This window comes from Fructilactobacillus hinvesii (assembly GCF_024029435.1).
In the GTDB taxonomy this organism is placed as follows: Bacteria; Bacillota; Bacilli; order Lactobacillales; family Lactobacillaceae; genus Fructilactobacillus; species Fructilactobacillus hinvesii.
In genome coordinates this window covers 1209029-1232871 of record NZ_CP097118.1, presented here as the reverse complement: position 1 = coordinate 1232871, position 23843 = coordinate 1209029, and the positions used below count along the sequence as shown (strand labels likewise).

Genomic DNA, 23843 nt, shown 5'->3' with positions numbered 1-23843 from the left:
ATACACCAAAATTAAACCAATTAAGCATTTATCAGCCTAATTGAATGTTAAAACTACAAAAAAACACTCCCATATAAGTAGGAGTGTTTTTCTTTATAATTACCAAAGTTTACAGTAATTTCGACGTCTTCAATTTAATGTTATTGGAGTAATCAACTGGAATGTCAATCACAACCGGACCATCAGTCTTCATAGCCTTCTTGAAGGCTTCCTCGAACTCATCAAGGTTATTAACCCGGATTCCAGTAGCACCGTAACCATTAGCGATTTCTGCGTAGTTGATGTTATTGAAATCTACTCCAGAGTCCTTACCATACTTCGCAATTTCTTGGAACCGCACCATGTCATAGTGCGAGTCGTTCCAAATTAATTGGACGATGTTCGAGTTCAATCGAACCGCGGTTTCTAGTTCTTGACCGGAGAACAAGAAGCCTCCGTCTCCAGAAACGGAAACAATTTTCTGGTTGGGACGAACCAATGAAGCAGCAATGGCCCATGGTAACGAAACACCAAGGGTCTGCATTCCATCACTGAACAATAACGTCCGTGGTTGGTATGACTTGAAGTAGCGGGCCATCCAGATGTAGTGACTTCCAATGTCAACTGTGATGGGCGTGTCTTCAGTAACGTTGTCTTGTACGACCTCTAGCAGGTTCAATGGATTCAAGCGTTCTTGCTCACCGGCCGATTGTTCAACGTATTGTTGGTAGTTTTCAGCATCAATTTTTTCATATTCACTGCGCAACTTATTCAATTCGGCTAAGGTATCGGCAGGGAATTCTGGTTGATCTGGCAAGGCATCGGTAATTGATTCCAACGTTTTGGCGACACTGGTTTGGGTATCAATGATTGGTTGAAAATCATTAGAGAGTTCCGTTTGGACGTCATCAATGTTGATGATGGGGGTATTATCGTCGTGCCAGTTTCGAGGTTCGTATTCCACGGGGTCGTAACCAACCGTTAGGACCAAGTCGCTGTCACGGAGAATCGAATCTCCGAGTTGGTTTTTAAAGAGGCCAATCCGACCAAAGTAATGGTCAACTAAGTCCTTTGAAACCACTCCGGCTCCCTGGAAAGTTTCCACAACGGGCAGGGCGTATTTTTGAATTAAGTTGCGGATTGCTTGCGTATTGTCAGGAGCAGAGGCCCGCATTCCAGCTAAAATCACGGGCCGTTTGGCCTTTTTGATTTGTTCGGTAATGGCATTCAAAGTGGCTTTTCCAGCACGACCATGGTCTACTTTCCCGAGTGGTTTTAAGACTGGTCTTGTAACTTCTTCTGCCAATACGTTTTGAGGCAGGGAGATGAATGTTGCTCCTTGCTTGGGCGCCATGGCCGTTTGATAGGCATTGGTAAAGACTTCAGAAGCGTTATTCGCATCGTGAATTTCCACGCTGCTCTTAGTCACGTCACTAAGAATATCAGTGTTACGAGCAGCTTGATGAGTAGCTCGATTTAAGTCATCTTGGGGAACTTGACCACCCAAGGCAATTACAGGATCTCCTTCGGTCGTGGCGGTTAGTAATCCGGTCGTTAAGTTACCGACCCCAGGTCCAGAAGTGACCATGGCCACACCAGGCTTGCCGGTTAACCGTCCGATGGCAGCCGCCATGAAAACAGCATCCTGTTCGTGGCGTGTTACAATAAGTTTAGGTGCACGTTCATCTGGACAATACTCAAGGGCTTCGAACAGTTGATCGACTTTAGCCCCGGGGATTCCAAAGCAATACTGGATGCCCTGATTAATCATTGATTGGACGAGCGCTTCTGCACCGTTCATTTTTGTATCAGTCAAAATAAACAACTCCTTAGTTGAGAAAGTGAGATAAGATTATGAATCAAAATTTATTATACCAGCATTCGACCCTAGCTGACTTAACTGCTGGTTTGTTTTCTGGAACAATGGCCGTTTCAGAACTGTTAAAACACGGTGATACCGGGATTGGAACCGGGGATGGCTTAGATGGAGAATTAATCATTTTAAACGGGACATTGTATCAGGTAACCTCCACTGGAGCCGTAAACGTCTTACAACCTGATGATCAGGTGCCATTTGCCACGGTGAACTTTGCTAATTACCAGCCAGAGGCGGATTATCAAAACCAGAGTCGCGATGAAATGTTACAACAAATTGCGGCTCGGCACCCGTGGAATAACTTATTTTACTCGTTTCAACTGACGGGAAAGTTTAGCTTCATGAAAACTCGTTCAGTGAAGAAACAAACCAAACCGTACCCAACGCTGGAACAAGCAGCTAATGATCAAGCCATGTTTGAAAAACACGACGTAACTGGAACGATGCTTGGTTACTATGCCCCGCAATTGTACAACGGAGTGGCGGTTGGTGGTTTTCACTACCACTTCCTTGCTGATGATCATGACTTTGGTGGGCATGTCTTAGACTTTACTGTAGCTGATGCTAAACTAAGCATGCAATCCTTTACCGATCTTCAGGAACATTTCCCAGCCACTAATCCAGAGTTTTTAAACTTTGACTTTGCAAAACATAACGATGTAGCTAGTCAAATTAAAAATGCGGAACAATAGAACCATTTAAGTAAGAAAGGTGGGGGCGATGATGCCATTTGAACGGACCCAAGCTCAGATTCAGCACATGATTGCGGACCAAGTTGTTCCGGGAGTCTCGTATGCCTTCGTGACGGGGGTTAACGTGCAGAATTTTATCCAAGGGAACCAACAACTGCAGCCCACCCAGGTCCCCCTTCGGGAAAATCAGTTGTATGATGTGGCTTCCTTAACTAAAGTGATGGGGACGCTTCCGGTCATGATGCAACTGATCGAGCAAGAAAAGGTCGGAATTGATGATTCAATTACCAATTATCTACCAGAGTGGAAACATCCCCAGGTGACGATTCGCCATTTGTTGACGCATACTTCTAATATTGAAGGCTATATTCCCAACCGCAACCAATTAACCATGAATCAACTCCGAACGGCGCTGTTAGACTTGGACGTTGGCTCTGATTTGGGGCACAAAATGCACTATCAGGACGTTAACTACATCTTTTTGGGGTGGATTGCCGGAGTGGTTTGTGGCTTACCAATTCAACCGTTGATTAAGCACATGGTCTTAGAACCCTTGGGTCTAATTGACTCGACGTTTCATCCGGACTCTAACCGAACGGTTCCGACCACATATGATGAACAGACTGGAACCAATCGGGTCGGCCAAGTGCATGATCCCAAGGCCCAGATTTTGGGGTCCGATTGTGGTTCAGCGGGCCTCTTTAGCTCGTTACGGGATGTGACCCGATTTGCCCAGTGGATGTTGCAATTAACGCCCCCGGGGAAGGTTTACACACCCGCCATGTTTGCGGCGATGTATACGGATCAAACGCCGATGCAGGATGGCAGTCGCTCCTTTGGCTGGCGCTTAGAAACTTATCAGGGCCATCGTTACATCTGGCAGGGAGGTTATACGGGAACCTTAATCATGCTGGTTCCGGACCGCCGCAGTGCCTTGGTATTTCTGTCCAACCGGGTGCATCCGCAGGTAAATGAAACTTTTATGGAAGAACGAAATCGGATGATGGCTAGTTATCTGGCTGAGCTATTCGACTAATTAAAATTGACTAACTAAAAATGCTCCCACAATGAGCTTAGTGGGAGCATTTTTGAATTGGTTAGTATGATTCTGGTTTAACCTTGGTTTTTAAGTCCGTGAAGTCATAATCAGGATACTTATTTTGTAAGGCTTCAAACATCATGTGGATGGAAAAGTTGCCGTTTCGGGCCATGATTGGTCCGTGGAAGTAGGTTCCAATCGTGTTTTTGTGCACGGCACCTTCGGTATGATCTTCACCGTTGTTACCGTATCCCTTAAGCACATTGCCCAAGGCATGTTCATCATCACCGAGGAAGGTGATCCCCTGGTGATTTTCAAATCCATGGTACTTTTGCCCGGTTACTTCGTTTTGAATCTCAATGTCACCAATAAACCGGTTTTCGTGTTGTTGTTCGGTGTAGTGGTTCATGGCGCTAATCCCAGGTAACTTACGCCCGCTCGCATCTACATAGTATTTTCCCAGCATTTGGTAACCACCACAAACCGCAATTAAGGGTTTATTTTGTTCAATGAACTTGATGATTTCGGCTTTTTTATTGGGCAAATCCTTAGCCACCACCATTTGTTCAAAGTCCTGGCCACCACCAAAGACGGCAAAGTCAAAGTCATCAGCTCGAAAGTCATCCTCCAAACTGATGATTTGATCGGTCACTTCCACCCCGATTTGTTGTGCGTAATAGCGCAGGGTTAGGATGTTTCCAATGTCACCATAGGTATTCATGAGGTCCCCATACAAGTGGGCGACCCGGATGTTCATGGTCATGATTATTTTCCTCCCTTAATGTAACCTTGCTTCATTAAGCGTGCCCGCATTTCCATCATCGCCGTGTAGGTGGCCAGAATGTAAACTTTCTTGGTTGGCATTTGTTTGATGTCCTCGATGACCTGACCAAGGTCTGGTTGAATGGTGTGTTGGTCATTAGGGACTCCGGCTACCTTGAGTCGGAAGGTAATGTCTTTATACCGTTTTCCACCAGTTTCAAAGCGCTTGATGTCCATTTTCGGCAGGCGTTCAAATTCACCGTCCCAGATCCAACTGGTATCGATTCCGTCGGCGTATTCAGCATTAAGTAAACCTACAAACGAAAATGGTTCTGGTTCCGTGGCCAACAGGTCAATTACTTGGTTGGTTCCCACCGGATTTTTAACCAGGATGATGCTGACGTCTTTTCCAGCGACGTTAATTTCTTCCTGACGACCAAAGAGCCGTTGATTGTTATCAAAGGCATGACGAATTTGGTCAGCTTGCAGACCGACTTCACGACCAACTGCATAAGCGGCGAGGGCGTTGTAAATGTTGTAAGTTCCTCCGACTCCAATTTCGTACTGGTGCCCATCAATCGCAAATTTTGAAGCCTTGGGAGTACGTTCAGAAACTTCGGTGACCTTGAACCGTAAATCGGGACGTTGAAAGCCACAGTTAGGGCAGAAGTAATCACCGAGGTTAGCGTAGATGATGTAGTGGTAGTGCAACAAGTGCTGACATACGGGACAAAGAATCCCGTCGGTGTTAGCAGCTGCCTTGATGTCTCCTGTAGCTGGTTGATTCTCAAAGCCATAGTAAACCTGAGGATTGGGGAGTTCCTTGGAATGGAAAATGGGCTCGTCGCCGTTGGCTAAAACCACTGCATCGGGAGCTAGTTTGATTCCATCCAAAATCTTTTGGTAGGTGGTATAAATTTCACCATAACGATCCAACTGATCCCGAAAAATGTTCGTTAAAACAAACATTTTCGGTTTAATCTGTTGCACGATTGGTTTGACGTTTGCTTCATCCACTTCCAAAACGGCAATCCCTTTTTGGCCTTTTTCTGGGCGATGAGCCTCTAAAAAGGTCGAGGTGATTCCCTGCACCATGTTTGAGCCCGTCTTGTTTGTCACAATGCGATCGTATTTTTCCTTTAAGACCTGGACAATCAAAGCGGTGGTGAGGGTTTTCCCGTTGGTTCCACTGACGATGATGACGTCGTAATTTTTGCCGAGTTCTTTTAAGACATTCGGGTCAATGGTGGTAGTGATTTTCCCGGGCAGGGAGCTTCCGCCTCCCATGAAGTTATGCAAGAACCAGTACGAGGAACGACCGGCTAGCGTTGCAAGTTCACTTCTTAATGTCATTCGGTTCACATCCTTTATTAATTCTCAATTGTCAATCCCTTAGATTTTAGCATAAATCGATTGATTGCACGAAGATTAGGAACGACCGGGTTGATTTTCAAAATATAATGCAGGCCGAATTAAAATTAGCTATAATGAAAAGCAGAGGAATTTTAGGAAAAAGGTGATAGCTTGGCACAACTGTTCTTTCGATACGGAGCCATGAACAGTGGCAAATCAATTGAGATTATTAAAGTGGCGCACAACTACGAAGAACAAGGCAAGCGCGTGGTTTTATTAACGAGTGCGTTGGATACCCGAGAAGCCCGGGGGATGATTGAATCACGAATTGGGTTAAACCGCACCGCAATTGCCATTGATCCGGATGCCGACGCCTATGAGATTGTTAAAGACCAGGCACAGTTGATTGACCGTCCCATCAGTTGTGTGTTGGTGGATGAGGCTCAATTTTTAGAACGCCACCATATCTTGGAACTAGCCCGAATTGTGGACGAACTCCGCATTCCCGTGATGGCATTTGGGCTGAAAAATGACTTTCAAAATCACTTGTTTTCTGGTTCTAAGTACCTATTGCTATACGCGGATAAGCTTGAAGAAATGAAAACCATTTGCTGGTTTTGTGAAAAAAAGGCGACGATGAACCTCCGGCTGCACGACGGACATCCGGTTTACGAAGGGGAACAAGTGGTGATGGGTGGCAACGAATCCTATTACCCGGTTTGTCGGATGCATTACCAACATCCACCCCTATAAACGAAATTTAGATTTAGAAAAGAGGAGAACGATGGCTGAAAACCAAATGGACCAAATTTTTGATAAACTCCAGGCCGTTTCTGATCGCTATGACGAACTCAACGAGTTGATTAGTGATCCAGAAGTGATTGCAGACACCCAGCGGTTCATGAAACTGTCTAAAGAAGAAGGTGGGTTACGTGAAACCGTTGAAACCTATCACCACTATCAGGACGTAACGACCGCCTTAGCAGATGATCAGGAAATGTTGCAAGAAAAATTAGATGATGACATGACTGAAATGGTCAAAGGTGAAATTGCGGACCTGGAAAAGGAAAAAGATGAGTTAGAACAAAAACTCAAGATTTTATTGATTCCAAAGGATCCTAACGATGAAAAAAACATCATTATGGAAATTCACGGAGCAGCCGGAGGAGACGAAGCCAGTCTGTTTGCGGCCGACTTATACAACATGTACGTTAAGTACGCCGAAATGCAGGGTTGGCAGGTTGAAATCATTGACGAATCTGACACGGAAGTCGGAGGATTTAAAGAGATTGTGTTGATGATTACTGGAGACAAAGTTTACTCTAAGCTGAAGTACGAAAACGGTGCGCACCGGGTTCAACGGGTTCCAGAAACAGAGTCAGCCGGGCGGGTTCACACGTCGACGGCTACGGTCGGAGTGATGCCCGAAGAAGAAGACGTTGACATTGACATCGATCCAGCTGACATTCGCACTGATGTGTACCGGTCGTCTGGAGCTGGGGGTCAGCACATTAATAAGACCTCTTCTGCCGTGCGAATGACGCATTTACCAACTGGAATTGTGGTGGCCATGCAGGACGAACGATCGCAGCAACAAAACCGGGCCAAGGCCATGACGGTGCTGCGGGCGCGGGTCTATGATTACTACAAGCAACAAGAAGAGGATGAATATAACGCCCAGAGAAAATCTGCGGTCGGAACTGGAGATCGTTCGGAACGAATCCGAACCTACAATTTCCCCCAGAACCGGGTGACTGATCACCGGATTGGATTGACCTTAAACAAGTTAGACAAAGTGTTAGCCGGCGATTTGGACGAAATTATTGATGCCTTAATCATTTCAGATCAAGCGGAAAAATTGGAGCATTTAAACGATGCCGAAGTTTAATTTTAATACTCCCTTTGAAGCCCTCCAGTGGGCTTCTTTGCGTTTTAAAGAGCAGGGAATTGTTCCAGAGGAAGCGCGTTATTTATTAATGGAACAATTAGGTTGGAACCAAACCCAGTTACTAAGTAACTATCGGAATCCACTGACAACTACCCAATTAACTCAGTTTAAACAGAATGTGAAACGACGAGAGCAAGGAGAGCCCGCACAATATATCCTAGGACACGCTCCCTTTTACGGATTAGACCTGCAGGTTAGCCCGGCGGTTCTAATTCCCCGCCCAGAAACCGAGGAACTAGTCGATTGGGTTTTAAAAGATCACCCAGAACCCCAGTTACACGTGCTAGACGTGGGAACGGGAAGTGGTGCCATTGCGTTAGCATTGAAACAAAACCGGACCGGTTGGACCGTTGCAGCTAGTGATATTGCAGCGGATGCACTTACAGTAGCGCAACAAAATGCCCAAAAACTGGGTCTGCCGGTAACTTTTTGGCACAGTGATTTACTAAAAACCATTCCGGCGCAACGGTTTGACGTGCTAGTTGCTAATCCACCTTACATTGCGAGTTCTGAAGTGAACGTGATGGACCAGATCGTTTTAGATCATGAGCCAGTCACGGCATTGTTTGCAAAACATCACGGACTAGCTCTGTATGAACAACTGGTCCAGACGGTGGCCCCGTATTTAACGACTACTGGGCAAGTTTACTTAGAGATTGGATACCGGCAGGGGCCAGCAGTTGTCCAACTATGGCGCCACCAGTTTCCGACAGCTCAGATTGAGGTGCGTCAAGATCTTGCTGGACATGATCGAATGGTTCGGATTCAACTACAAGAGAGGGATAATAATGGAAACTAAAATTTTTAAACCAGCAGAAGTAGCCGCAGCTGCGGCGGAAATTAAGCGCGGCAATTTGGTGGCCTTTCCCACGGAAACGGTGTACGGCTTAGGAGCAGACGCTACGAACGTCGCCGCCGTGGAAAAGGTCTACGCTGCTAAGGGCCGCCCAAGTGATAATCCGTTGATTGTGCACGTGGCTGATGAAGCAACGGTGAAAAAGTACGCTCAGCCGCTTCCGGCCCCCGTGCAAAAATTGATGGATACGTTTTGGCCAGGTCCGTTGACGATCATTTTACCGTTACAAGAAGGCGCCTTGGCTCCCCAAGTAACCGGCGGATTGAACACTGCCGCCTTTCGCAATCCCGACCAACCAGCAACGATTGAATTAATTAAGGAAGCAGGGGTTCCGTTAGTGGGTCCCTCTGCCAATACGTCTGGGAAACCGAGTCCCACCCTCGCCGAACACGTTTATCATGATTTACACGGTAAAATTGCTGGGATTTTGGATGCCGGACCAACTAACTTTGGGGTGGAATCAACTGTGATTGATATGTCCACGGAGCGTCCCGCTATTTTGCGTCCCGGAGCGGTGACCCGTGCAGCGATTGAGCAGGTGATTGGCCCAGTTGATGATCAACTCCATCACGTGAGTCAGCAGGAGGTTCCAAAGGCCCCGGGCATGAAATACACCCACTATTCACCGGCGGCGGATGTCCAAATCGTGGATCCGGGAACGGACTGGGAAGCAGTAATTGCGTGGTGTCAAAAACAAGCTGCCCAAATTGGAATTTTAGCCACCGAAAACATCATTAAACGGTACAAATGGCCTGAAAATGTAGTAACATATAGTCTAGGAACGAACGTTAAAACTGCCAGCCATGGATTGTTTGCTGGTTTACGAACGTTTGACCTGGATGATTCGTTTGCGACCATTCTGGTTCAGGGTTTTACAACTACTGGATTAGGAGAGGCGTACATGAATCGACTGACGAAGGCAGCTGGGCAGCACCACTTTGGGGGCGCAGCAACGGATTAAAGAAAATCTGGAGGAAAAGAAATGACAGCAGACTACCAACGCCTAGATCCACAGTTATGGGATGCCATTCACGATGAAGAGCAACGTCAAGCTGATACGATTGAATTAATTGCATCAGAAAACATTGCGTCTCAGGCAGTGCGCGCCGCACAGGGATCAGTCCTAACCAATAAATATGCTGAAGGATACCCAGGACACCGCTACTACGGTGGGTGTCAATACATTGATGTGGTAGAAAATTTGGCCATCGAACGAGCTAAGCAACTTTTTGGGGCTGAATATGCGAACGTACAACCGCACTCTGGATCTCAAGCAAATGAGGCAGCCTATGCGGCCTTTTTACAACCAGGTGATGTAATTTTAGGAATGGATCTTAATGCTGGAGGACACTTAACTCACGGTGCCAAGGTCAGCTTTTCTGGCAAAATTTACCATTCATATGCCTATGGATTAAATCATGAAACGGAACGACTTGATTTTGCAGCTATTCGTGAGCTGGCCGAACAGGTCCACCCTAAAATGATTGTGGCCGGTGCTTCAGCATACAGTCGGATCATTGACTGGCGCGAATTCCGAAAAATTGCTGATGAAGTGGGAGCTTACCTCATGGTTGATATGGCTCACATTGCTGGATTAGTGGCCGCTGGATTACATCCCAATCCAGTAGGAATTGCCGATGTGGTTACAACTACGACCCACAAAACGTTGCGAGGACCACGGGGTGGGTTAATTCTCTCCCAAGCTAAGTACTCCAAACAGTTGAATTCGGCGGTCTTCCCACGCACCCAAGGGGGACCGCTAGAACATGTAATTGCTGGAAAAGCGGCTGCCTTTTATGAAGACTTACAACCAGATTTTCATGAGTACATGGCGCAGGTTATTAAAAACGCCCAAGCTATGGCTGATGAATTTAACCACTCAGAACACATCCGAGTGGTTTCCGATGGAACCGATAACCATCTTTTAAACATTGATCTAACCGGGACAGAATTAACCGGAAAAGATGCGCAAAACCTGCTGGATTCGGTCAACATTACTACAAATAAAGAAGCGCTACCAAACGAACAGCGGAGCCCGTTTATTACCAGTGGAGTCCGGTTAGGAACTCCAGCCATTACGTCGCGGGGCTTTGACGAAGCAGACGCACGGCAAGTGGCTCAACTAATCATCAAAACGGTTGACCATCCCCACGACGAGGAAACGTTAGCTGAAGTACGGGCCACCGTTCAATCATTGTGTAAAACGCACCCCATTACACGTTAGTTCACTTCGTGATATGATTAGTAGTGGATTTAAACAGAAAAAGGAGTGGGGACGTTGAGTAAGTTTCACGTTATGAATCATCCGTTGATTCAACACAAGTTAAGTATCATCCGGGACAAAAAGACCGGGACTAATGAATTTCGGGAAGTTGTGAACGAAATTGCCAATTTAATGGCCTTCGAGGTTACTCGGGACATGCCGTTAAAAGACGTTGAGATTGAAACTCCAATGGGGAAAACTACCACGAAAAAATTAGCCGGGAAAAAAGTGGCCATCGTGCCAATTCTTCGAGCTGGAATTGGAATGGTTGATGGAATCTTGGAACTACTGCCGAGTGCTCGAGTGGGGCACGTCGGTATGTACCGGGATGAAAAGACGCTTGAACCACACGAATACTTTGTGAAATTACCGGCTGACATTGAAGACCGGGAAGTTTTAGTGGTAGATCCCATGCTTGCTACCGGGGGATCAGCCATCATGGCAATTGATGCACTGAAAAAACGGGGTGCGAAAAACATTAAGTTTGTGTGCTTAGTTGCTGCTCCCGAAGGCGTAGAGGCACTGGAAAAAGCTCATCCAGACGTTGAAATTTACGCCGCTGCCTTAGATGATCACCTAGACCATGGGTACATTGTGCCTGGATTAGGGGACGCTGGGGACCGTTTGTTTGGAACCAAATAAAGTTAAAAAGCAGAAATCTTGTGATTTCTGCTTTTTTGCTTGGGCATCAATCACGTACATTACACGGTGAAAAGGAAATAATTTACTTTGTATTTAGCTTCATTTGGTGGTATCATTCTAATGAATTTTAGGATTAGCCGCAGTTGTGGTTTTTCTTAAAATGAATGGTAAAGCAAGGTGTGAATTCAGCGCCGACCGTTCGCTATTTGAAAGGCAAAAGAGGTGATAATTAGTGGATCCAACTCGTACTTTTCAATTTTGCGGTTTGACCTTCAACGTTGGGAACATGATTTCAGGACTCATCGTTGCAGCAATCGTGTTTAGCTTTGTTTATTTCTGTTCGCGGAAAATTCAAATGAAGCCGACCGGGAAGCAAAATTTATTGGAGTACATGATTGACTTTACGAACGGAATTGTGAAGTCGACGATGCCAAGTGGATCAACCAAGGATTATGGTTTATGGGCTTTTACGCTCTTCTTCTTCATCTTGGTTTCTAACCAATTGGGATTATTTCTCCATATTGAAGTAGGAGGAATTGTGTACGTAAAGAGTCCTACGGCCGATCCAATCGTTGCAATGTCGTTTGCGCTGATGTCAATGTTGATTGCTCAATTCTCGAGTGTGCAAAAGTTGGGTTACAAAGGCCACTTTGAAACCTATCTGCAGCCCATTCCGTACTTGTTGCCAATTAACTTGATGGAAGAGTTTACTAATTTCTTAACCCTTGGAATTCGGGTGTACGGTAATATTTTTGCTGGTGAATTGCTGGCAGGTTTAATTGCGAAAATGGCATTTTCGCATGGGATTGTCACGCTGGCTATTTCAGCACCAATTGAAATGGCGTGGATGGCCTTCTCAGTATTTATTGGCTGTATTCAAGCCTACGTATTTGTAACTTTATCATGTGTTTATGTTTCTCAGAAGTTATCAATTGAGGAATAAGAAAAGGAGGAAGTATTTATGGGTGCAATTGGAGCAGGAATCGCGATCGCAGGTGCCGCTGTTGGTGCTGGTATCGGTGACGGAATTTTGATTTCTAAGATGCTTGAAGGAATGGCCCGTCAGCCAGAATTAAGCAATACTTTACGGACTAACATGTTTATTGGGGTCGCTTTGATCGAAGTTATGCCCATCTTAGCCTTCGTGATTGCAATGTTGGTTATCAACAAGTAATCATTTAATGTTGATTAACAAACAAAGGAGGTGTCAATAGATGTTAGTGGTTGGAGAGGCATTTAATATTGGTGATGCCTTGTTCTACGCGGTGTTATTCATTATTCTGATGTGGTTAATCAAGATTTTTGCTTGGAAACCAGTCACCAAGATGATGCAAGACCGGTCGGATAAAATTGCCAATGATATTGATACGGCCGAAAAGTCGCGGACTGAAGCCCTTGAGTTGGCAAAACAACGTAAGGAAGCTTTGGCTAATTCGCAAGCAGAAGCAAACGAAATCATTAATAAGGCCCAACAAACCGGTGATAAACGGCGCGAATCCATTATTAGTGACGCAAACTTGGATGCCAAAACCATTAAAGAAAATGCGGCTAAGGACATTGAACAACAAAAGCGAGATGCTCTGGCTAGCACAAAAGATGACGTAGCTGATTTATCTATTGAAATTGCTTCCAAGATTATTCAAAAGAACTTAGACGCCAATGATCAAAAGACGTTGATTGATTCTTACATTAAGGAGTTGGATAGTCATGAGTCTAACTAAACTTGATGTTGCTAAACGGTATTCCAAAGCGCTGTATGCGGTTTTAGAAACTAATGATCAAGTTGATGCCGGAAGAGCAGATTTGGATGTCATTCAAGCAGTTTTAGACGATGAACCAGAACTAACTGGCGCTTTAGCAGCAACGGCACTTGATAACGCACAAAAGCAAGCCCTGTTGACGCTGCTCGTGGAAAACGTGCAAACGCCGGCAGTGCAAAACTTGTTGAAGATGCTGTTTGACTATGGTCGGATTAGCGACCTAGCCGCAGTCGTTGCCGAGTTTAAGCGCTTGTATGATCAAAAACACGGAATTGTTACTGCAACTGTAACCACGGCGGTTCCGCTTTCGCAGGATCAACACGACCAGTTAGCGCAAACCTTTGCTAAACGAGTGAACGCTAAGCAGGTCCAGTTACAAGAACAAACCGATCCAGACATTATCGGTGGGGTAGTTTTGCGGTCTGAAAACATCGTGTTTGATGGCAGCATTAAAACTAAGATTGATAAGATGAAACGGTTGTTACTGCAGTAATAAGTTCGCAGAAGAAAGAGGTGAAACTTTTATGAGCATTAAGGCTGAAGAAATCAGTGCTCTAATTAAGAAGCAATTAGAAGGCTATCAGGACGAGCTCTCAGTTGCAGAAACTGGAATCGTTACCTACATTGGTGACGGTGTGGCTCGGGCCTATGGACTTGATAATGCCTTATCCGGAGAATTGGTTGAATTCCAAAGTGGAACCTACGGAATGGTGCAAAACTTGGAAAACAACAACGTCGGAATCGTGGTTCTTGGTGATTACACCGGGATTCGTGAAGGTGATTCCGTAAAAAGAACCGGACGCATCATGGAAGTTCCCGTTGGTGACGCAATGGTGGGTCGAGTTGTTAACTCACTAGGTCAACCAATTGATGGTAATGGCAAGATTGAAACCGAGGCTGAGATGCCAATTGAACACAAGGCACCTGGAATCATGGATCGGAAATCAGTTGATGAACCATTACAAACTGGGATTAAAGCGATTGATGCGTTGGTACCGATTGGTCGGGGACAACGGGAATTGATTATCGGAGACAGAAAAACTGGGAAGACTTCGATTGCCGTTGATACGATCCTGAACCAAAAAGACCAAGACATGATTTGTATTTACGTTGCCATCGGACAAAAGGATTCTACGGTAATGCAACAAGTAGAAACCCTGCGGAAGTTTGGAGCAATGGACTACACGACGGTTGTAACTGCTGGTCCTTCTGAACCAGCTCCGTTGCTTTACATCGCACCATATGCGGGAGCAACGATGGGTGAATACTTCATGAACAAAGGGAAGCACGTGTTAATCATCTATGATGACTTAACGAAACAAGCGAACGCTTATCGTGAACTCTCTTTGATTTTGAGACGTCCACCTGGCCGTGAAGCTTATCCCGGTGACATCTTCTATACCCACTCTCGATTATTGGAACGGGCTGCTAAGTTAAGTGACAAGCTCGGTGGTGGTTCAATGACTGCTTTGCCAATTGTTGAAACCCAAGCCGGAGATGTGTCTGCTTACATCCCAACCAACGTAATTTCGATTACCGACGGACAGATCTTCTTGAACGCGGATATGTTCTACGCTGGAGATCGGCCGGCCATTGATGCCGGAACGTCAGTTTCTCGGGTAGGGGGAGATGCTCAGATTCCAGCAATGAAGAAAGTTGCCGGAACGCTGCGGATTGACTTAGCTTCCTACCACGAATTGGAATCATTTGCTCAATTCGGTTCTGATTTGGATGAAGCAACTAGAGCCAAGCTTGATCGGGGAGCTCGGACCGTGGAAGTTTTGAAACAAAAACTGCATGACCCAATCCCAGTTGAAAAACAAGTTCTGATTTTGTACTGCTTAACGCACGGTTACCTCGACAAGATTGCGGTTGACGATGTGTTACGCTTCCAAAACGAGATCTTCAATTACTTTGATGATCAGCACGCAGACTTGTTACAACAAATCAAAGAAACGGGTAAGTTACCTGATGAACAACAATTAACCACTGCCATTAGTGAATTTGCTAAGTTATTTACTTCGACAGCGGCAACCGATCAAGATCAAAACGCACAGCAAGCTTAGATTTGAAGGGAGGATAACTAATGGCTGAATCAATGAATGAAGTCAAGCACCGGATTGCCTCCACTAAAAATACCCGGCAAATTACGGAAGCCATGCAAATGGTCCAAACCGTAAAGTTGAATCAAATTCAAGGGCAAACGGCAACGTACAACGAGTACGTGGCTAAAATTAAAGCGGTGGTAATGCACTTGGCTGAGTCACACTTGTTAGATAGCCAAACGCCTTCAAAGACAAAGGACCAAGGCAAGCAAGGTCCAACGGCTTACTTAGTGATTACGTCTGATCGGGGAATGGTTGGTAGTTACAATAGTAACGCAATCCGTGGTGCTAATCGGTTTATCGCCGATCACACCCCTAATGCGGATGACTACGTTATCCTAGCAGTAGGAGGAACGGGTGCTGATTTCTATAAAAAGAATCAGGCAAACGTTGCTTATGAGTATCGTGGCGTTTCTGACATTCCTAGTTATCAAGAGGTTAAAGGGATTGTGAAAACAATCACCCAAATGTATAACGATCACTTGTTTAGCGAGTTATACGTTTGTTACAACCACTTTGTCAATCGAGTTCGTTCGGACTTTCGGGTAGAAAAACTACTCCCAATGGACCGAGAATCGATTGAACAAAGTATGTCTGGAGGAAAAGGAGCGGGCGCTAGCGTCCAAACCGAAACTCTGACTGCTGAATACGAAGTGGAACCTTCAGAGCAGGAAGTGTTACACGCTATTTTGCCACAGTATTCGGAAAGTTTAGTATACGGGGCAATTTTAGATGCCAAAACTGCCGAACATTCATCAAGTTCGATGGCGATGAAAGCAGCAACTGACAATGCTGATGATTTAATTTCTACTCTGGAATTAAAATACAATCGAGCTCGACAGGCTGCGATTACGACCGAAATCACCGAAATTACTGGTGGTCAGGAAGCATTGAATCACTAATGATAGGAGGAATTAACGCATAATGAGTGCTGGTAAAGTTGTACAAGTAATTGGACCGGTTGTCGATGTTGAATTTCCCCTAGATGGCGATTTACCTGAAATTAATGATGCTTTGAAAATCCAAAAGGGCGACAATGACGTTTTAGTAACTGAAGTGGCGCTTGAATTGGGTGACGGAGTGGTCAGAACGATTGCCATGGACGGAACTGATGGGTTACGTCGTGGGATGGAAGTTGAAAACACGGGCGCTCCAATTGAAGTTCCCGTGGGTAATGACACACTAGGACGAGTATTTAATGTTTTAGGGGAAACCATTGATGGTGGCCCTGAATTTGGTCCTGATGCTGAACGGTGGAGCATTCACCGGGAAGCACCAAAATTTGATGAAATTAACCCGTCAGCCGAAGTGTTGGAAACGGGAATTAAAGTTATTGACTTACTGGCTCCGTACATTCGGGGTGGTAAGGTTGGATTGTTCGGTGGTGCCGGAGTTGGTAAGACCGTTTTAATCCAAGAATTAATCCATAACATTGCGCAAGGACACAACGGAATTTCCGTCTTTACTGGGGTTGGTGAACGAACCCGTGAAGGAAACGATATGTACTTCGAAATGAAGGGATCGGGAGTTCTGAAGCAAACCGCCATGGTGTATGGACAAATGAATGAGCCGCCTGGTGCTCGGATGCGGGTTGCTTTGACGGGACTGACGATTGCGGAATACTTCCGTGATGAAGCTGGAAAAGACGTGCTGTTATTTATTGATAACATCTTCCGGTTTACCCAAGCTGGTACGGAAGTTTCTGCCTTGTTAGGTCGGATTCCTTCCGCCGTAGGGTACCAGCCAACGTTAGCCACGGAAATGGGTCAGTTGCAAGAACGGATCACCTCGACGAAGAAGGGTGCCATTACCTCGATTCAAGCGGTTTATGTTCCTGCCGATGACTACACTGACCCTGCACCCGCTACGACGTTCGCGCACTTGGATGCCACGACTAACTTGGAACGGTCTTTGACTCAACAAGGGATTTATCCAGCCGTGGACCCATTGGCATCAACCTCCTCCGCTTTGGATCCGGCCATCATTGGGGATGAACATTTCCAAGTTGCTAGTGAAGTGCAACATGTCTTACAACGGTACCGGGAATTACAAGATATCATCTCAATCTTAGGGATGGATGAATTATCTGACGAAGAAAAGACGATTGTTGGTCGGGCTCGTCGGATTCAATTCTTCTTGTCGCAACCATTCTCAGTCGCTGAAACGTTTACGAACGTTCCTGGTAAGTACGTTTCCGTGAAGGATACAGTGGCCGGCTTCAAAGGCATCTTAGACGGTAAGTACGACTACATTCCAGAAGATTTCTTTAGAAACTGTGGTCCGATTGAAGATGTGGTTGCCAAGTACGATGCTACCCAAAAGGATACCGACAAGTAAGGAGGGATCTAATTGGCTGAAGCAAAGAATGTTTTAACCGTTAGTATCGTGACTCCGGACGGACCGATTTATACTAATGACAATTGTTCATTAGCGGTCGTGCAAACGCAAAGTGGTGACATGGGAATCATGGCTAACCATATTCCGGTGATTGCCGCCTTACAAATTGCCCCGGCTGAGTTTAAAAATCAGGACGGTCAAACTGATACACTCGCCGTTAACGGGGGTTTCGTTGAATTCTCGAATAATGAACTCACGATTGTCGCTGATAGTGCGGAACGCAAAGATCAAATTGATGTGGGCCGGGCTAATAATGCGAAGGAACGGGCTCAACGAGAAATTGAAGAAGCCAATAGCAAACACGATGCCGATACAATGAAACGGGCCGAAGTTGAACTTCGCCGGGCCTTGAATCGGATCAATGTTGCTAATCGGCGGTAGTTTTTTAGAAAGAAAGTCATGTTTTTCATGGCTTTCTTTTTTTATGCATTCATGGCTGGAAACGAGTGGCGGAAGGGACACCTGCGGGATTTTATGATAAGATTAAGGATAGCAATCAATGGAGGAAGAGAAAATGAATGGATTTGGATTACAGGCTTTAATTAGTGTAATTAGTCAGTTGTTTTTTGTGATTTTAGCATTTTGGGCCATTCAAGGAATTCATTTTGAACGGTTTTTACCCATTAAAGAACAACAGGGGAAGGTTTTATTAGTTTTAATGGCCTTGGCAATTGGTTCTTTAAGCAGTAATTTCTTTCTCTCCTTTATTGATAACTTAAAAAACCTACAATTCTTATTTTAAAATCAGCTAGGAGAAGAGAAATGGATAAAATTATTGTGCGCGGTGGCAACCGCCTATCCGGAAGTGTCCACATTGAAGGGGCGAAAAACGCCGTTTTGCCAATTTTGGCTGCCACTATTTTAGGGAAACAGGAAAAAAGTATCATTACTAATACTCCAATTTTGTCGGACGTACACGTGATGAACGAGGTGTTGCGCAGTTTGCGCTTACAGGTGAACTTTGATGAAAATCACAATCAAATTACAGTAGACGCGACCGGGGATATCAGTAGCGAAGCGCCCTTTGAATATGTTTCTAAGATGCGCGCTTCCATCGTTGTCTTAGGGCCCCTATTGGCACGATTGGGGAAGGCTCGAGTGGCATTACCAGGTGGATGTGCCATTGGTTCGCGCCCAATTGACATCCATTTACGGGGCTTTGAAGCCATGGGAGCTACGATTGAACAACACGAGGGCTACGTAGAAGCTCGGGCCCCAGAAGGCCTTCACGGAGCTGAAATTTACTTTGATTTTCCGAGTGTGGGAGCCACCCAAAATGTGATGATGGCAGCGACTTTGGCGACAGGAACTACGGTGATTAAAAACGTAGCACGCGAGCCAGAAATCGTGGATTTAGTTAACATGCTAAATGCCATGGGAGCTAAAATTACGGGGGCTGGAACTGATACCCTTACGATTGAAGGGGTCGACGAATTACATGGGGTGCATCATCAAGTTGTAGAAGATCGGATTGAAGCTGGAACCTTTATGGTAGCGGCTGCTGCAACTCAGGGAGACGTATTGGTAGAAGATGCCATCATGGAACACAACTTACCCCTCGTAGCTAAGTTACGGGAAATGGGCGTTCAGGTCACAGAAGAAGCCGCTGGAATCAAGGTAGTTGGTCCGAAAACACTACAACCCGTGGACGTTGAAACGGCTCCTTACCCTGGTTTTCCGACTGACATGCAACCACAGATGACCGTGTTACAACTTGAAGCAGATGGGGTAAGTACGTTGACAGAAACGGTGTTTGAAAACCGTTTCCGCCATTTAGATGAACTCCGCCGGATGAATGCGAAGTTCGAAATCAAAGGAAACACAGTGGTCATGCATGGACCAACGCACTTTGAAGGAGCTGAAGTCGCTGCTACTGATTTGCGAGCCGCCGCCGCATTGATTATTGCTGGTTTGATTGCTACGGGGGAAACTCAAATCACAAACCTCCAGTATTTAGACCGAGGTTACTACGAAATTGAAAAGAAATTGCGTCATTTAGGGGCAGACATTGAGCGGGTTTCGACTGGGGATTAAGCCTTTCTGCCGCTACTTATGATATAATTTACACGATTAGATTTTTGCGGGAAAGGAAGAAAAATTATGGCCGAAGATATCGGAATTGACTTAGGAACAGCCAATGTGTTGGTATCTGTAACTGGAAAAGGAGTCGTTTTAAACGAACCATCCGTAGTTGCAATCGATACGAAAACTAACAAAGTTCTGGCAGTCGGAAAAGAAGCTTACGAAATGGTTGGTAGAACGCCGGGTAACATCAAAGCAATTCGACCATTAAAGGATGGGGTTATCTCAGACTTTGATGTGACAGAAGCAATGTTAAATTACTTCATTAAAAAATTAAGCGTGAAGGGCATGGTTTCAAAGCCCAAGGTAATGATTTGTGCTCCCACTAACATTACTAACATTGAACGAAAAGCAATTATTGAAGCCGCTCAAAAATCAGTGGGTGGTGAAGTCTTTTTAGAAGAGGAACCAAAGGTCGCTGCCATTGGGGCCGGAATGGATATTTTCCAACCAACGGGAAGCATGGTTATTGATATTGGTGGGGGGACTTCAGACATTGCTGTGGTTTCTTTAGGTGACATTGTAGCCAGCAAGTCGCTTAAATTGGCTGGAGATGTCATGAACCAAGACATCGTTGATTACATGAAGCGGACCCATAATATTATCATTGGGGAACACACCGCGGAAAAAATTAAAAAGGCAATTGGAACGGCTCAAGCAGACCCTAATGACATTCAAGAAATGGAAGTTCGGGGTCGAGATGCTGTGAGTGGGATGCCGATTTCCGTCACCATTAATAGTGCTGAAATTGCAGACGCAATTCACATGTCGGTGCAAATGATTATTAACGCCGCTAAGAGTGTGCTGGAAACCATCCCACCAGAATTAGCTGCGGACATTATTGATCGCGGAGTGATGTTAACTGGGGGAGGATCAATGTTGAAGAACATTGATTTTGTTATTGCCAATGCGTTGACAGTCCCAGTGATGGTTTCTGAAGATCCTTTAGAAAACGTGGCAAAAGGGGCGAGTGCCTTACTCGAACACATTGATACTAAGAAACAACCGAACAAGCAAAAATTTAGCCTCTTTGGCCGGAACTAATGCGGTGCAAGCCTTGTTAATTAAGCTCATTAGAGCATATCAAAGTGGAATTTCGGCGCATACACCACCGACGTGTCGGTATCAACCAACGTGTTCACACTACACCCTGACAGCGATTGAACGATTTGGGAGTCTGCGTGGCTTAATCATGGGTGGTGCACGGATTTTACGGTGTAATCCGTTGGTTTCCGGTGGCTTTGACCCGGTACCAAACCATTTTAGTGTCCGAAGAAACCAGATGAAAGAGAATGGAGGTTAGGATGAGTCGCAAAGAAAAACAAATTGAACTAGAAGTGGTGGCTACTCCCGAACACGAAAATTTAGTCCAAATTAAAGGCCAAACAGTGGGTAAAATCGTTGCCAATCAGGATAAATTTGATTGTTACGTGGGTGATCAAGTTTTCCACGAAAAAAATGAAACGGATGCACTCCAACAAATCATTCGTGAATATAATTTACACCAACGCTAAGCTAGGATTCAAATGAAGGAGAGTTAGCTGTGTTTCAAAGAAGACAAATGCAAAGTGACGATCGGATTGATTGGAGCATTATCTTTTGTGTCCTAATGTTAGCTTTGGTCGGATTAGGCTCGATTTATGTAGCGGCTTCGCACGATACTGGTTCTGTTTCAGTTGTCCGAACCGTAGTATCGCAGTTGGTTTGGTACGTAATTGGAGCGGTAGCGGTTGTCGTTATCATGCAGTTTGATGCCCAGCAACTATGGAAGATTACTCCTTATATCTATTGGTTTGGAGTGGTTTTACTGTTTCTAGTGCTCTTTCTGTATAGTCGAGCTTATTTTGTGCAAACAGGAGCTAAAAGTTGGTTTGCTTTAGGACCATTAACGTTCCAACCGTCAGAAATTATGAAACCTGCTTACATTTTAATGGAAGCACGGGTGATCGCTACCCACAATAATCAGTATCCGATCCATACGGTGCGCAGTGATTGGAAGTTATTGGGGAAAATGTTTTTGTGGACGTTACCAGTGATCATTCTTTTGAAATTGCAAAATGACTTTGGGACGACGGTGGTGTTTCTAGCAATCTTAGGTGGATTAATCATTGTGTCTGGGATTACTTGGAAAATCTTAGGCCCTGGAATTATTGCCTTTGTTGCCTTAGTCACGACAGCAGTAATGTTAGTAGTTACTAGCGGTGGTCGGGCTATTTTAGGACACTTAGGGTTTAAGCAGTATCAATTTGAACGGATTGATAGCTGGTTGCACCCCGCCTCTGATTCTAGTAATCAGGGATTCCAACTGTGGCAAAGTATGAAGGCAGTTGGTTCTGGAGGAATGACTGGAACTGGTTTTAACGTTTCGCACGTGTACGTTCCGGTCCGAGAATCCGATATGATTTTTTCCGTAGTGGGAGAAAACTTTGGCTTCATCGGCGGAACCTTGTTAATCTTGTTGTACTTCCTCCTAATTTACGAAATGATTAAGGTGACCTTTCGAACCCGGAATGTTTTTTACGCCTACATTTCCACGGGAGTAATCATGATGATTCTTTTCCACGTGGTGGAAAACATTGGGATGAGTATTGACCTGATCCCAATGACTGGGATTCCGCTCCCATTTATTAGCCAAGGTGGATCAGCTCTAATCGGAAATATGATTGGGATTGGCTTCATCATGTCAATGCAATATCACAATAAGAATTCGATGTTTAGTAACGTTAAACAATTTTCGTAAAAGTCTACTGCGGTAGGCTTTTTTGTTTTGGCATTTTAAGTTAGACCAAAAAGTGTTATACTTAAGTTTCCAAAACACACGAATGGGAGAAAAGCAGATGACAGATACAAAACAACATGTTGCCCTATTATTTGGGGGCGATTCTTCAGAACATGACGTTTCGAAACGGTCCGCCCACAATATTTTTGATGCAATGGACAAGGAGAAGTACGATGTTAGTCTCTTTTTAATTACTAAGGACGGAATTATTTTAGATGACGCAGCTTCTCACCGGGTCTTTGCGGGTGAAAAGGAAGAAGATGTGGCCACTGAGGTAGCGTCGCAATTAGACATCGCTAATCCCTTGGCTCCAATTTTAAATCTTGAGAGCACGAAAAAGATTGACGTCTTTTTCCCAATTATTCACGGAAACCTGGGGGAAGATGGGACCATTCAGGGACTCTTACGACTACTAAAAAAACCATACGTAGGTAGTGGAGTTCAAGCCTCGGGCTTAGCCTATGATAAAGACTTTACCAAAAAGATCTTAACGGCGACGGGGGTTCGGAACACAAAGTACGTTTTGGTGACGCCTCAAAATGTTTCTGACTGGAGTTATGCTCGCATTAGTGAAAAGCTTGCTTCAAAAATATTATTTATTAAACCGTCTCGCCAAGGTTCCTCCATTGGAATTCATAAGGTGGAGAACGAAGCAGAGTATGAAGCAGGGATGCAAGACGCCCTCCGTTATGATACGAAGGTTCTGGTTGAAGAGGCAATTGAAGGTCCGGAAGAAGTCGAGATCTCAATCCTTGGAAACGAACACCCGCAAGCTTCTAAGATTGGAGCCATTAAAGTTCCGGATAGTGATGCTTTTTACACGTACGATAACAAGTTTGTGGACGCGAGTGCGGTTGAATTTACCATTCCAGTTGAACTCCCAGAAGCGGTCAGCAACGAAGTTACACAAATGGCATTGGATGCTTATCAAGCTCTTGAGCTAAAGGGAATGGCTCGGATCGACTTTTTGGTTTCAGAAGACCTTACTCCATATCTAAGTGAAATTAATACTTTGCCTGGATTTACCAACATCTCGTTATACCCGCAGTTGTGGGAAGCTTCTGGCATTAGTTATCCAGAATTAATTGATCGCTTAATTGATTTGGCCCAAGATGAATTTGAACGACAAGCACAAATTTTACATGACTTTAAACCATTAGAAGCGAAGGATCAAAAGAAAGTTTATAAAGCTAAATAACAGAATCCTCCCCCGAAGTTACAATGAACGTTAACTTCGGGGGAGGATTTTTTATTAGTTTGACAAATTATAAGAAAGATAGGATAATAATATTTATTTTAATTAAATCGTT

The 23843-nt window shown here is 44.9% G+C and carries 26 protein-coding genes; 23 read left to right on the top strand and 3 right to left on the bottom strand.

The annotated features are described in order from the left end of the window. Window positions 1-109: 109 nt before the first annotated feature. A complete protein-coding gene (gene alsS, locus M3M39_RS06340) occupies window positions 110-1780 on the bottom strand; it encodes an acetolactate synthase AlsS (protein WP_252797998.1) in 1671 nt (556 codons plus the stop codon). Between the two features lie 53 nt (window positions 1781-1833). On the opposite strand from alsS, the gene budA reads away from it, so the two are divergent. Together budA and M3M39_RS06330 are read left to right on the top strand one after the other, a co-directional pair. Then, a complete protein-coding gene (budA, locus tag M3M39_RS06335) occupies window positions 1834-2547 on the top strand; it encodes an acetolactate decarboxylase (RefSeq protein WP_252797011.1) in 714 nt (237 codons plus the stop codon). Window positions 2548-2575: 28 nt separating this feature from the next. Further along, the gene (locus tag M3M39_RS06330) at window positions 2576-3583 is read left to right on the top strand and encodes a serine hydrolase domain-containing protein (RefSeq protein ID WP_252797010.1); all 1008 of its coding nucleotides are present in this window, start codon (window positions 2576-2578) and stop codon (window positions 3581-3583) included. A 61-nt stretch (window positions 3584-3644) separates the two neighbouring features. On the opposite strand, the gene M3M39_RS06325 is transcribed toward M3M39_RS06330, so the two are convergent. Together M3M39_RS06325 and M3M39_RS06320 are read right to left on the bottom strand one after the other, a co-directional pair. Then, window positions 3645-4349, bottom strand: a complete 705-nt coding sequence (locus M3M39_RS06325) for a type 1 glutamine amidotransferase (RefSeq protein ID WP_252797009.1) — start codon at window positions 4347-4349, stop codon at window positions 3645-3647. Between the two features lie 2 nt (window positions 4350-4351). Further along, window positions 4352-5701 (bottom strand): Mur ligase family protein, encoded by a 1350-nt coding sequence (locus tag M3M39_RS06320; protein WP_252797008.1) that lies wholly within the window; start codon window positions 5699-5701, stop codon window positions 4352-4354. Between the two features lie 171 nt (window positions 5702-5872). Between M3M39_RS06320 and M3M39_RS06315 the strand changes: the two genes are divergently transcribed. From M3M39_RS06315 to M3M39_RS06215, 21 genes are all read left to right on the top strand, one after another. Further along, a complete protein-coding gene (locus M3M39_RS06315; protein ID WP_252797007.1) occupies window positions 5873-6454 on the top strand; it encodes a thymidine kinase in 582 nt (193 codons plus the stop codon). A gap of 46 nt (window positions 6455-6500) precedes the next feature. Then, complete coding sequence (gene prfA / locus M3M39_RS06310; RefSeq protein WP_252797996.1) at window positions 6501-7589, top strand: peptide chain release factor 1; 1089 nt, start codon at window positions 6501-6503, stop codon at window positions 7587-7589. Continuing rightward, window positions 7576-8448 carry a peptide chain release factor N(5)-glutamine methyltransferase gene (prmC, locus tag M3M39_RS06305; protein WP_252797006.1) on the top strand — a complete coding sequence of 291 codons (873 nt, stop codon included), beginning with the start codon at window positions 7576-7578 and terminating at the stop codon, window positions 8446-8448. The genes prfA and prmC overlap by 14 nt, the downstream gene beginning before the upstream one ends. Beyond that, a complete protein-coding gene (locus M3M39_RS06300) occupies window positions 8438-9466 on the top strand; it encodes an L-threonylcarbamoyladenylate synthase (RefSeq protein ID WP_252797005.1) in 1029 nt (342 codons plus the stop codon). Before prmC ends, M3M39_RS06300 begins: the two co-directional genes overlap by 11 nt. Before the next feature lie 21 nt (window positions 9467-9487). Further along, entirely contained in the window at window positions 9488-10729 is a 1242-nt protein-coding gene (gene glyA, locus M3M39_RS06295) for a serine hydroxymethyltransferase (protein WP_252797004.1), read from the top strand. Between the two features lie 54 nt (window positions 10730-10783). Continuing rightward, window positions 10784-11410, top strand: coding sequence for a uracil phosphoribosyltransferase (gene upp / locus M3M39_RS06290; RefSeq protein WP_252797003.1), 627 nt, complete (start codon window positions 10784-10786; stop codon window positions 11408-11410). Window positions 11411-11642: 232 nt separating this feature from the next. Next, the gene (gene atpB, locus M3M39_RS06285) at window positions 11643-12353 is read left to right on the top strand and encodes a F0F1 ATP synthase subunit A (RefSeq protein WP_252797002.1); all 711 of its coding nucleotides are present in this window, start codon (window positions 11643-11645) and stop codon (window positions 12351-12353) included. An 18-nt stretch (window positions 12354-12371) separates the two neighbouring features. Beyond that, the gene (gene atpE / locus M3M39_RS06280; RefSeq protein WP_252750032.1) at window positions 12372-12584 is read left to right on the top strand and encodes a F0F1 ATP synthase subunit C; all 213 of its coding nucleotides are present in this window, start codon (window positions 12372-12374) and stop codon (window positions 12582-12584) included. A gap of 40 nt (window positions 12585-12624) precedes the next feature. After that, entirely contained in the window at window positions 12625-13131 is a 507-nt protein-coding gene (atpF, locus tag M3M39_RS06275) for a F0F1 ATP synthase subunit B (protein ID WP_252797001.1), read from the top strand. Next, window positions 13118-13663: an ATP synthase F1 subunit delta gene (gene atpH, locus M3M39_RS06270; protein WP_252797000.1), complete on the top strand. Its 546-nt coding sequence runs from the start codon at window positions 13118-13120 to the stop codon at window positions 13661-13663. The genes atpF and atpH overlap by 14 nt, the downstream gene beginning before the upstream one ends. Window positions 13664-13694: 31 nt before the next feature. After that, entirely contained in the window at window positions 13695-15236 is a 1542-nt protein-coding gene (gene atpA, locus M3M39_RS06265) for a F0F1 ATP synthase subunit alpha (RefSeq protein ID WP_252796999.1), read from the top strand. Between the two features lie 20 nt (window positions 15237-15256). Continuing rightward, complete coding sequence (locus tag M3M39_RS06260) at window positions 15257-16177, top strand: F0F1 ATP synthase subunit gamma (RefSeq protein WP_252796998.1); 921 nt, start codon at window positions 15257-15259, stop codon at window positions 16175-16177. Between the two features lie 22 nt (window positions 16178-16199). Beyond that, window positions 16200-17612, top strand: coding sequence for a F0F1 ATP synthase subunit beta (atpD, locus tag M3M39_RS06255; protein ID WP_252796997.1), 1413 nt, complete (start codon window positions 16200-16202; stop codon window positions 17610-17612). Window positions 17613-17624: 12 nt separating this feature from the next. After that, complete coding sequence (locus M3M39_RS06250) at window positions 17625-18053, top strand: F0F1 ATP synthase subunit epsilon (RefSeq protein WP_252796996.1); 429 nt, start codon at window positions 17625-17627, stop codon at window positions 18051-18053. A gap of 133 nt (window positions 18054-18186) precedes the next feature. Beyond that, the gene (locus tag M3M39_RS06245; protein ID WP_252796995.1) at window positions 18187-18414 is read left to right on the top strand and encodes a DUF1146 family protein; all 228 of its coding nucleotides are present in this window, start codon (window positions 18187-18189) and stop codon (window positions 18412-18414) included. A gap of 20 nt (window positions 18415-18434) precedes the next feature. After that, on the top strand, window positions 18435-19706 hold the full coding sequence (gene murA / locus M3M39_RS06240) for a UDP-N-acetylglucosamine 1-carboxyvinyltransferase (protein WP_252796994.1): 1272 nt from the start codon (window positions 18435-18437) through the stop codon (window positions 19704-19706). A gap of 66 nt (window positions 19707-19772) precedes the next feature. Then, window positions 19773-20798: a rod shape-determining protein gene (gene mreB / locus M3M39_RS06235; protein ID WP_252796993.1), complete on the top strand. Its 1026-nt coding sequence runs from the start codon at window positions 19773-19775 to the stop codon at window positions 20796-20798. Then, a complete protein-coding gene (gene yidD / locus M3M39_RS06230; RefSeq protein ID WP_420842996.1) occupies window positions 20785-21057 on the top strand; it encodes a membrane protein insertion efficiency factor YidD in 273 nt (90 codons plus the stop codon). Before mreB ends, yidD begins: the two co-directional genes overlap by 14 nt. A gap of 1 nt (window position 21058) precedes the next feature. Further along, window positions 21059-21268, top strand: coding sequence for a DUF2969 family protein (locus tag M3M39_RS06225; protein WP_252796992.1), 210 nt, complete (start codon window positions 21059-21061; stop codon window positions 21266-21268). A 47-nt stretch (window positions 21269-21315) separates the two neighbouring features. Further along, window positions 21316-22494, top strand: a complete 1179-nt coding sequence (locus tag M3M39_RS06220; RefSeq protein WP_252797993.1) for an FtsW/RodA/SpoVE family cell cycle protein — start codon at window positions 21316-21318, stop codon at window positions 22492-22494. 97 nt (window positions 22495-22591) lie between these two features. Continuing rightward, window positions 22592-23731 carry a D-alanine--D-alanine ligase family protein gene (locus M3M39_RS06215; RefSeq protein WP_252796991.1) on the top strand — a complete coding sequence of 380 codons (1140 nt, stop codon included), beginning with the start codon at window positions 22592-22594 and terminating at the stop codon, window positions 23729-23731. Window positions 23732-23843: the final 112 nt, after the last annotated feature.

Bases quoted from the DNA above. Each gene is read 5' to 3' on its own strand.
- prfA (WP_252797996.1), top strand. From the start codon at position 6,501: ATGGACCAAATTTTTGATAAACTCCAGGCCGTTTCTGATCGCTATGAC.
- atpH (WP_252797000.1), top strand. From the start codon at position 13,118: ATGAGTCTAACTAAACTTGATGTTGCTAAACGGTATTCCAAAGCGCTG.
- M3M39_RS06320 (WP_252797008.1), bottom strand. From the start codon at position 5,701: ATGACATTAAGAAGTGAACTTGCAACGCTAGCCGGTCGTTCCTCGTAC.
- mreB (WP_252796993.1), top strand. From the start codon at position 19,773: ATGGCCGAAGATATCGGAATTGACTTAGGAACAGCCAATGTGTTGGTA.
- M3M39_RS06220 (WP_252797993.1), top strand. From the start codon at position 21,316: ATGCAAAGTGACGATCGGATTGATTGGAGCATTATCTTTTGTGTCCTA.
- murA (WP_252796994.1), top strand. From the start codon at position 18,435: ATGGATAAAATTATTGTGCGCGGTGGCAACCGCCTATCCGGAAGTGTC.
- atpF (WP_252797001.1), top strand. From the start codon at position 12,625: ATGTTAGTGGTTGGAGAGGCATTTAATATTGGTGATGCCTTGTTCTAC.
- M3M39_RS06225 (WP_252796992.1), top strand. From the start codon at position 21,059: ATGAGTCGCAAAGAAAAACAAATTGAACTAGAAGTGGTGGCTACTCCC.
- alsS (WP_252797998.1), bottom strand. From the start codon at position 1,780: ATGAACGGTGCAGAAGCGCTCGTCCAATCAATGATTAATCAGGGCATC.
- M3M39_RS06325 (WP_252797009.1), bottom strand. From the start codon at position 4,349: ATGACCATGAACATCCGGGTCGCCCACTTGTATGGGGACCTCATGAAT.
- atpE (WP_252750032.1), top strand. From the start codon at position 12,372: ATGGGTGCAATTGGAGCAGGAATCGCGATCGCAGGTGCCGCTGTTGGT.
- prmC (WP_252797006.1), top strand. From the start codon at position 7,576: ATGCCGAAGTTTAATTTTAATACTCCCTTTGAAGCCCTCCAGTGGGCT.
- atpA (WP_252796999.1), top strand. From the start codon at position 13,695: ATGAGCATTAAGGCTGAAGAAATCAGTGCTCTAATTAAGAAGCAATTA.
- glyA (WP_252797004.1), top strand. From the start codon at position 9,488: ATGACAGCAGACTACCAACGCCTAGATCCACAGTTATGGGATGCCATT.
- M3M39_RS06300 (WP_252797005.1), top strand. From the start codon at position 8,438: ATGGAAACTAAAATTTTTAAACCAGCAGAAGTAGCCGCAGCTGCGGCG.
- M3M39_RS06215 (WP_252796991.1), top strand. From the start codon at position 22,592: ATGACAGATACAAAACAACATGTTGCCCTATTATTTGGGGGCGATTCT.
- M3M39_RS06330 (WP_252797010.1), top strand. From the start codon at position 2,576: ATGATGCCATTTGAACGGACCCAAGCTCAGATTCAGCACATGATTGCG.
- M3M39_RS06245 (WP_252796995.1), top strand. From the start codon at position 18,187: ATGAATGGATTTGGATTACAGGCTTTAATTAGTGTAATTAGTCAGTTG.
- M3M39_RS06260 (WP_252796998.1), top strand. From the start codon at position 15,257: ATGGCTGAATCAATGAATGAAGTCAAGCACCGGATTGCCTCCACTAAA.
- budA (WP_252797011.1), top strand. From the start codon at position 1,834: ATGAATCAAAATTTATTATACCAGCATTCGACCCTAGCTGACTTAACT.
- atpD (WP_252796997.1), top strand. From the start codon at position 16,200: ATGAGTGCTGGTAAAGTTGTACAAGTAATTGGACCGGTTGTCGATGTT.